Here is an 8,130-nt window from a genome sequence, read left to right as displayed (position 1 = left end):
CCGTCGATTTTTCCTTTGGTAAGGAAAATAACAATAATTGCTTTTCCATCTTGGTATGCTGAGTGTAATTGTGTTCTGAGTTCATCAACATCGCCGACCCAGTTTGGGCTTTTTTTGATTTCAAGGCCTCCTGTAGAGTCACTGACATAAACTAACTCAGCCTTATTATGGTCTTTAAAATTTCCTTGATTATCCGCAAGCTCTAATTGCCGAGCTACAATTCCCATGTCTGCATCGTCAATTGCCCCAAATGGATTACCATGGTATTTGAGGGCTACTTCAGAATTAAAAATATAGCGTACGTCATTACAGTTAGTTCGACCTGGAAGCTCAACGGTGTGTATTGGGTTACCAGCCTCAAGATGTTCTAAAATTGCTTTTGCGTTCATCAGAGCGCACACACCGCAGTTGTTTCCTTCTTGTTTTGAGGGATTGAGGGGAAAGAGCCAAATATTATCACCTCGAGGTATGAAAAGCGGAGAACTGACTGATGCTGCAAGGTCGCGAAGGCTCGATCGTGGAGAGGGTGCTCGGGGTGAGGAGGTTCTGCTTGGTCCTCCTGCGCCACCGCGAGGTTCAGGAGAGTGAGATCGAGAAGATCGTGAACTATGGGATTTTGGAGAAGCTGGAAGCACGAATGGAACCGGACTCGAGGGTCTTACTGGCCTGCGTGGAGATCGAGGTGAAGCTGATCGCGCACGAGTTCCATGGCTTGTTGGGCGAGTTGTTGGTTCGAAATCAAATGAATGTGGCAAGAGGCGTAAACCATGGCTTGTTGGGCGAGTTGGGCGGGAAAGTGGCATTGTTGGTTCGGAATCAAGTGAAATTGGCGAGAGACGTGAACCATAGATCAAGGGACTTGTGGATCGCGATCGTGATCTTGTGCGCGACCTTGAAGCGGATGGTGATAACCAAGGATTGGACATTATTCTTGCTCTGTGTGAGCGTGGGGAGTGTGGCAGAGCAGTTAATTGAAATTTTTTCTCTTCAATAGCTTCTGAGACTCGATCAATTTCTTGTGTGATCCAGCTTAAATATTCTTGGGTTTTTTTTAGTAAATATATAAGGTGCATGGAAATTGTACGATCGCTTTCAGGAAGCTCTCGATTTAAATGGATTAATTTTGTTTTGTTATTACTGATTATTGTATGTTGTTTCTTGAGTTGGATTAAAAAAGCCTGTAACAATTTTTCTGGAGCGTTGCCTAAATGAATCTTAGTCTTTCTTTCCCTGATAAAATTCCATGCTTCTGCGATGTCTTGCCACGCACCATATGCCTGGCGTGCAATTTTTTGGATTGGTGTAATTTTTTGACCAGGAACACTTTTTTTTGCACGAGAGAGAAATTGTAGGGATTCTATGACTTGCTGATTTGTGACGAGGCACAATGATTTTTGTGGAACGAAAAGAAATAAAAAAACGAATAAAAATAAGATTCTCATGGTCGCCTAGGGATACTGGTGAATGTGTACGGTGATAGTATGCGAAATTACAAAAAAGGTTATCAAGTTTAATAGAATCGGGCGGTTTTTTATTTCCGCCCGTTAATAATTATCAATAAATGAACGGAGTTAGGCCACGTCAGATTGGGTTTTCCAGGTTTCCGATTCAAAATATGTTGATGGCACGTATCTTTCGATTACCGAATCGGTAGATTTCATAAATGATTTAATTGGATCTGGGGAAAGTGCGTCAGTGACTCCACCTACAACAGTTGTTGTTAATCCAGAAACGGTTGATGTATCAGTTTTTTGTAAGTAAACCATGCCTAAAATTGGGTACAATGTACGAACCAGAAACGCAACTTTGGTTTGAAGAGTTTGGCCTTTTAAGAATTCTACAGCTTCAGAAAAATTAAATGATGCAAGATTTCCAACAGCTTTAAAGGTTTGAATAATATTTTGACCAATCATCAGTACCGCAAAGCCAAGTGGTTTGGTATCTTTTCCTGCTAAAAGCTTTACTGCGCCGGTTGAAAATGCTGCGGAAAGAACTGCCGCAAACGATGCTTCAGTAATTGAACCTTTTTCGGCAATCAAAAAAGCACTGACAAATGCAGAAACAACCGCATCTCTGATAATTTTGCTCGAATCGCGAGAATTTGTTGTGCCTTTAAAATTTGTTGTGATCACGCTGTCTTTGCTCGGCAAAAGATTTGCAACATCGGTGCGGGTGCTGTGAGCAGCAACTGACGCAAGAGCCATGACGGCTAAAATAATTTTTTTTGTGTGTGAAAACATATGGTATTCCATCTTTTTTGGGTTTTTACGATGGCTTTATTCTAACAAGGGTGTTTTTTTGCAGCAAAAAGTGGCCCTTGTGAAGGAAAAAACATCCTTTTTTTAAAAAAAAGCAGCTTTGTTGTTTTCAGATTGAATCGATCAGATACCAGGAAGAAGTTCTTTTTCGTCTGCTGATGGGGTTTGAACGTCAAGAATATGCGCAAGTGTTACCGGCAGTTGCAAAACGCGAACGGGCTCGTTAATTGTCTTGTTTTCAAATCTATTTTTTTGCCAGATCACCAATGGAACGTGTAAATCGTATAAGTATGGGGTGTCGTGAGAGGTCCCTTTTGGATGTTTGGTGATCATGTGATACGGCGCTGGAAGCACGCTGAGTTGTGGTGAGCGTTTTTTGTAAAATTGACTTTGGAATAATTCTGCAAAAAAGTCAGAGACAACGAGTGGTTTTTTTAGATCGTAATGTGTCCAGACTTGTTTTATCGAGGGGTGCTTGGATAGCTCTTCGGCAAGGCGGTTGGTAAGCGCATGTTTTTTTTCAGATGAAAGTGTTTTGAATTTTGCTCGATCAAAGAAGAATTGTGGTGGTTTGACCAGCGTGACAAGATTTTTAATTTCAAATTCTTTTTCTGCAACTTCATTAAGCTTTTTTACCAGGTCTTTGGCATCAACTCTGACGGGAAGACTAAAACCATCATCGTTTAAAACTTCAGGGATTGGCATGACTCCATGATCGGCAGTTAAAACTACAAGTGGTGTGATGTCTGGATATTTTTCTTTTGCAAAATCGAGGAGCCCTTTGATTTGTCGGTCAAGTTGGTAGATCATATCAATTGCTTCCATGCTGTGAGGTCCAAAGTAATGACCCACAAGGTCCAGGCAGCTGAAAGAAAGCCAGAGCAAGCAAGATTCATTTTCTGCGCCATGAAAGTTGTGAGCTAAGCATTCTTTGGCGGCACCAAGAACAAAGGCATCTCCAAATGGCGTTTTTTCAAAAAGTTCATCTGGTGATGAATCGCTGCCAATTTTTGCTGCTGTTACTTTAAATTCGGTTGTGCAGATCTGGGGAATTGTTGCGTGTTTGTAGTTATCGATCTGACTAAATTTGTATGCGTCCGATTTTACATCAAACACTGGTTGCCAGTTAAATTTTTTGCCATTTGTTGGCGCGTGTTCTTTGTTATATTTGATGAGCCAGTCAGGAAGTTCATTCATATATGCCTTGCTTGAAACAAGTCCAAGGTTTTCTTCGTCAAACCAAAAAGATTGTGCCATTTTTCCGCCCATCATGATGGCAGATCGAGCTTTGAATGCGAACGAAAAAACCATGTGTTTATTGGTTGAGTTGTTGTTACTCAGAATAAAGGTGTCAGAAAGAGTGTCTGTCATGAGCTGCTTTGATGATGCTCCAACGTCTGTGCGCACTTTTCCGTTTGGGAGGAATTGAGCAGCGTTTTTTGGAGAATCGTGTGATGCTTTGATGGGTTTGTTGTCTTCGCTGATCCACTCGTTACCAATAATCCCGTGATGCTTTGCGTATGTGCCAGAACTGATTGCAGCATGACCACAAGCGGTGCTGGGAACTCCGTGTGGGTGTGTTGCGTGGGTGTATGCGATTCCGTTATCCAAAAGTGTTTTAAGCCCGCCCCAAAGGAATGGTTTAACTTTGTGTAGGTAGTGGTACGCAAATTGATCGATAACCAGCACGAAGGTGAGTTGTGGCTTTGAGAATGTTTTTTTTTGAGTATTTTTTAAAAATAAAAAACCAGTACCAAGCGCAAGCGCAAAAACAGTTAAAATGATGGCTGTTTTTAGAGAGAAAAAAGTTTTTTTTAGGTTCATTTTTTTTTCAAATCTGATGAGACGTTAATATCGCCATGCAGTCAATCATATCTGAGTAATAAAAATAAATAGTATTGGTTTTGGGTGAAGTTTTTAAAGAAAAAAGGCATATAAAAAACATATGCCTTTTTTCTTCAGTTTGATGCAAATGTATTATACTGCTTCGTCTTCTGGCTCCGTGAAAAACTGATCATATGAGCGTTTGTCGACACCTGTGTGTCGCGCTGTTAGATTTTTTTCTTTTTGTTTTTTGACGAGTGTAATTATTTTTGCAACCGCATCGTCTGCCGCAAGGTACAAATCGTAGTTGGTTGCATGCGAATCAAGATGATAGTTTTTTGTTCGTAAATTGAGTTCAATTTTTGTTTGAGCATCTTTTTTTACATGGACCAAAACGTTTCGTGGCGAAACTTCAGATGAAATGTATTCATCTAGTTTCTGTAATTTCTTTTCGATATGATCTTCGATTGCTTTTGTGTGGTCAAGACCTTGAAAGGTGAATGTGACTTTCATAGTTCCCCCTAGCATTTTTTTGAGAGACAAACTGTTTTTTGTTTGATTGTTGTGCGCGATGCACAATTCAGCTTTAGTATATTTTTTCTTATTCAAAAGAAAAGCAATTAATATTTTTTATTGATGCTTCAAGCGCAAGTTTGTTTTCAACGGCTATGTTTTTGGCAATTGACTACTTTTTTTCTGGTAGAAGTTCAAAAATTACTTCAATGCCGCCATCTGGCTCTGGTGAGTAAAAATGCAATGATTCCGGCGACATTGTAGCTGTAACAACATTTGCGATGTTTGTCAGCAGGGAGTAGATACAAAGAAATCCTAATGAACAACCCACGATAAAAAAGATCCTTTGACCTAGTAATAGATGCATGTGGTGTGCTGGTTCCAGAAGAACAGCGAATAAAAAAAAGCTTATTAAAAAACCTGCTAAAGACCCTGCTGGATAGATAAATCCGCTTCTTATCGTTATTTTGTCATCAGAAATTTTTGAACGAAATGGTTGAAAAAATGATTCTAAAAAGCGTGACAATGTAAAGCTTGGCTGAGACGAAAGAATAGTGGTTAATTTTTCACGAATCTCATCGTCGGATAATTTTAACGATTCCAAGAGGTCTATAATTATTTTTTCTTCGGCGAGTATTTTTTTTTTGTGTTTCATGAAGCGTTGATAAATTATTTATTCGTTTAAAATCACTTATTTTAAGGAGTGGAATTACGGCTTTTATCGCCGCGTAAAAGGCTTGCTGTTCATATGGATCTTCAAAAAGAGTGTGGCCTTGACTTATAAATTGTAAAAAAGATTGCAAGGTTAAACCTTTTTTGTAAAAAGCAGGATATTCTTTTGGCCAATAAGATTTAAAGTGCGGAGACAGCGGAAATGAAATATGTTTTTTGCCATCTGCGCCAACGTAGGTAAATAAATCGGCAACAGTTGAATTTTCAGTTATTGGAATTATAACTTCGGTTGGAGCTGCGTTTAGTTGGACGGCACATAAAAAAATTAAAAGTAGCGATTTGATATGGTTCATGATGTAAGCCTTTCTGTTGCGGTATCAGCTTGTGGTACAGGTTTTTCTGCCACAACTTCAAACGAAACTGAAATTCCATCATCTGGCTCAGGCGAAAAGAACTTTATTCGTTCAAATAAAGGATTTGTTTTATCTAGGATCAAACGTGAAATTATCACGACAAGGCTGTAGGCGGCTATTGTAATAAAAGTTAAAGATGTACGATTCCATTTATTTATAATGCCTGCGAGAAAAGAGAGTGAAGAACATATAAAAGAAAGCAGTGCAAGCAAGACATATTGATTTGGTTCAACAGTGTGAATTATTGGGTTGTCTTCTGCCCATTTTATTTTAGATGCAAAAGGAAAGAAGATTTTTGACAATAAGTAAGAGTTTGATTTTGTAGATAAAATATTAGAGAGTTCAATTTGTATGGCTTGCTCGTTAAGGGGTAGCTTTTCTAAAAGAGAAATGATTACGCGTTCATTTTTTTGGATTTCTTTTTTATAGAATTCAATATCATGATTGTTTTGCAAGATATCATGATTGTTTTGCAAGATTACGGTTTCGTTTAAGGTAGCAAGAGTTGTTTTGTCTATAATTTGGGAAAGTTCAGAAGGTATGTCTTTATCTTTAATAAATTTTTTGCTTAAAAATTTAGGATCTTCAATTTTTTGTAACTCTTTTTTAGCGTCGATGAGAGAGTAAAACTTTATTTTAAAATTTGTTTGATCTTCGTTCTGAGAAAATAAGAGATGTCCTCGTTTTATGAATCTGAGAAAAGCTCCAAGGGTGAGATACTTTCCGTACATCGCAAAATAATTGCGAATTTCAATTGATTTGTGGAAAAAATGTGGGGACAATGGAAAAGAAATATGTTTTTCTCCATCTGTGCCAACGTAGGTAAATAAATCGGCAACGGTTGAATTTTCAGTTATTGGAATTATAACTTCGGTTGGAGCTGCGTTTAGTTGGACGGCACATAAAAAAATTAAAAGTAGTGATTTGATATGGTTCATGATGTAAGCCTTTCTGTTGCGGTATCAGCTTGTGGTACAGGTTTTTCTGCCACAACTTCAAACGAAACTGAAATGCCATCGCCAGGTTCAGGCGAGAAACGATGGGTTATTGAGTTAGAATTTGTTGTGTTCTTGTCTGGTGAACAATTTTCATTAATAATCATAATGCTATGAACTAATCCAGCTACTGCGATCAGCATTCCTAAAAGAAAAAGAGGATTCCTATCAACGCCAAGTATAAAAAGGGGGAAAAGAGAAATTAAAGAGCAAGACATATATGGTATCGACATAAGAATAACAAATAGGTTATTTTTGAGCTGAATAAATGGAACATCACCGATGTATTTTATGGAAGAAGAAAAAGATAGTAGCAGTATTTTTAATAACGCCGTGTTGGATTTGGTTGATAAAATATCAGAAAGTTGAGCTAAAACAGTGCTATCAGAGAGCGGAAGCGATTCTAAGAGTTTGATAATTTCTTGTTCCAATAACTCTTTTTTTGATTGATCTTGATCGATTCCATTCAGATGGTTTTTAGCTGTGTCATAGAAAAGGTTGTGTAAGGTTCTTTGTGATAATTCTTGACAAAGCTCATCACGAAACAATTTTTTTGGCTTGGTTATTGTTACAAACATGTCGGGAGTTCTTTTTTCTAAATCAATTTTACGTATTAATTCAAAAAAATTGTTTAGTTTTGTTTGAAATTCAATTATGTCTTCAGCGGTTCTAAAAAGGCTTGATGCTCGTTTGGTAAATCGCAAAAACGAACCAAGTGTAAGGTATTGGTTATACATTGCGGGGTAGAGTGTCTCTGTGTGTCCAGGAGTCTGAAAGTGTGGCGCTTGAGGAATTTTAATATGTTTTTTGCCATCTGCGCCAGCGTAGGTGAATAAATCGGCAACGGTTGCGTTTGCCGAGATAGGGATGACAACCTCAGTTGGTGTAGCGCTTAGTTGAATTGTGCAGAAAAGAGCCAAGAGTAACGATTTGATATGATTCATGATGCAAGGCCCTCTGTTTGAGGATCAGCTTGTGGTGCAGGTTTTTCTCCCACAACTTCAAACGAAACTGAAATACCATCGCCAGGTTCTATCGAGAAACGATGGGTTATTGAGTCAAAATTTGTTGTGTTCTTGTCTGGTAAAGAATTTTCATTAATAATCATAATGCAATGAACTAATGCAGCTACTGCGACCAGCATTCCTAAAAGAAAAAGAGGATTTTTTTCAACGCCAAGTATAAAAAGGGGGACAAAAGAAATTAAAGAGCAAGAAAGATATAGTATCGACATAATAACAACAAATGGGTTCTCTTTGAGCTGAATAAATGGAACATCACCGATGTATTTTATGGAAGAAGAAAAAGATAGTAGCTGTAATTTTAATAACGCCGTGTTGGATTTTGTTGATAACATATCAGAAAGTTGAGCTGAAATAGTGCTATCAGAGAGCGGAAGTGTTTCTAAAAGCTTGATAATTTCTTGTTCCAATAACTCTTTTTTTGATTGATCTT

Annotated in this window: 8 protein-coding genes; all 8 read right to left on the bottom strand. The window is 38.1% G+C overall.

Features of this window, described 5'->3' with window-relative positions:
• Positions 1-1,442, bottom strand: a 1,442-nt coding sequence (locus FJ366_04075; GenBank protein MBM3894743.1) for a hypothetical protein, incomplete at its 3' end; no start/stop codon positions are given.
• Between the two features lie 129 nt (positions 1,443-1,571).
• On the bottom strand, positions 1,572-2,240 hold the full coding sequence (locus tag FJ366_04070) for a hypothetical protein (GenBank protein MBM3894742.1): 669 nt from the start codon (positions 2,238-2,240) through the stop codon (positions 1,572-1,574).
• Between the two features lie 141 nt (positions 2,241-2,381).
• A complete protein-coding gene (locus FJ366_04065) occupies positions 2,382-4,082 on the bottom strand; it encodes a hypothetical protein (GenBank protein ID MBM3894741.1) in 1,701 nt (566 codons plus the stop codon).
• Between the two features lie 153 nt (positions 4,083-4,235).
• Positions 4,236-4,691: a ribosome-associated translation inhibitor RaiA gene (gene raiA / locus FJ366_04060; protein MBM3894740.1), complete on the bottom strand. Its 456-nt coding sequence runs from the start codon at positions 4,689-4,691 to the stop codon at positions 4,236-4,238.
• 76 nt (positions 4,692-4,767) lie between these two features.
• A complete protein-coding gene (locus tag FJ366_04055; GenBank protein ID MBM3894739.1) occupies positions 4,768-5,250 on the bottom strand; it encodes a hypothetical protein in 483 nt (160 codons plus the stop codon).
• Positions 5,171-5,620 (bottom strand): hypothetical protein, encoded by a 450-nt coding sequence (locus tag FJ366_04050; GenBank protein ID MBM3894738.1) that lies wholly within the window; start codon positions 5,618-5,620, stop codon positions 5,171-5,173. Before FJ366_04050 ends, FJ366_04055 begins: the two co-directional genes overlap by 80 nt.
• On the bottom strand, positions 5,617-6,618 hold the full coding sequence (locus tag FJ366_04045) for a hypothetical protein (protein MBM3894737.1): 1,002 nt from the start codon (positions 6,616-6,618) through the stop codon (positions 5,617-5,619). Before FJ366_04045 ends, FJ366_04050 begins: the two co-directional genes overlap by 4 nt.
• Positions 6,615-7,619 (bottom strand): hypothetical protein, encoded by a 1,005-nt coding sequence (locus FJ366_04040; GenBank protein ID MBM3894736.1) that lies wholly within the window; start codon positions 7,617-7,619, stop codon positions 6,615-6,617. The genes FJ366_04045 and FJ366_04040 overlap by 4 nt, the downstream gene beginning before the upstream one ends.
• Positions 7,620-8,130 lie beyond the last annotated feature (511 nt).

This window comes from Candidatus Dependentiae bacterium (assembly GCA_016871815.1).
In the GTDB taxonomy this organism is placed as follows: Bacteria; Babelota; Babeliae; order Babelales.
The sequence above is the reverse complement of the archived record's forward strand: the minus strand, read 5'-3'. Positions and strand labels throughout refer to the sequence as shown.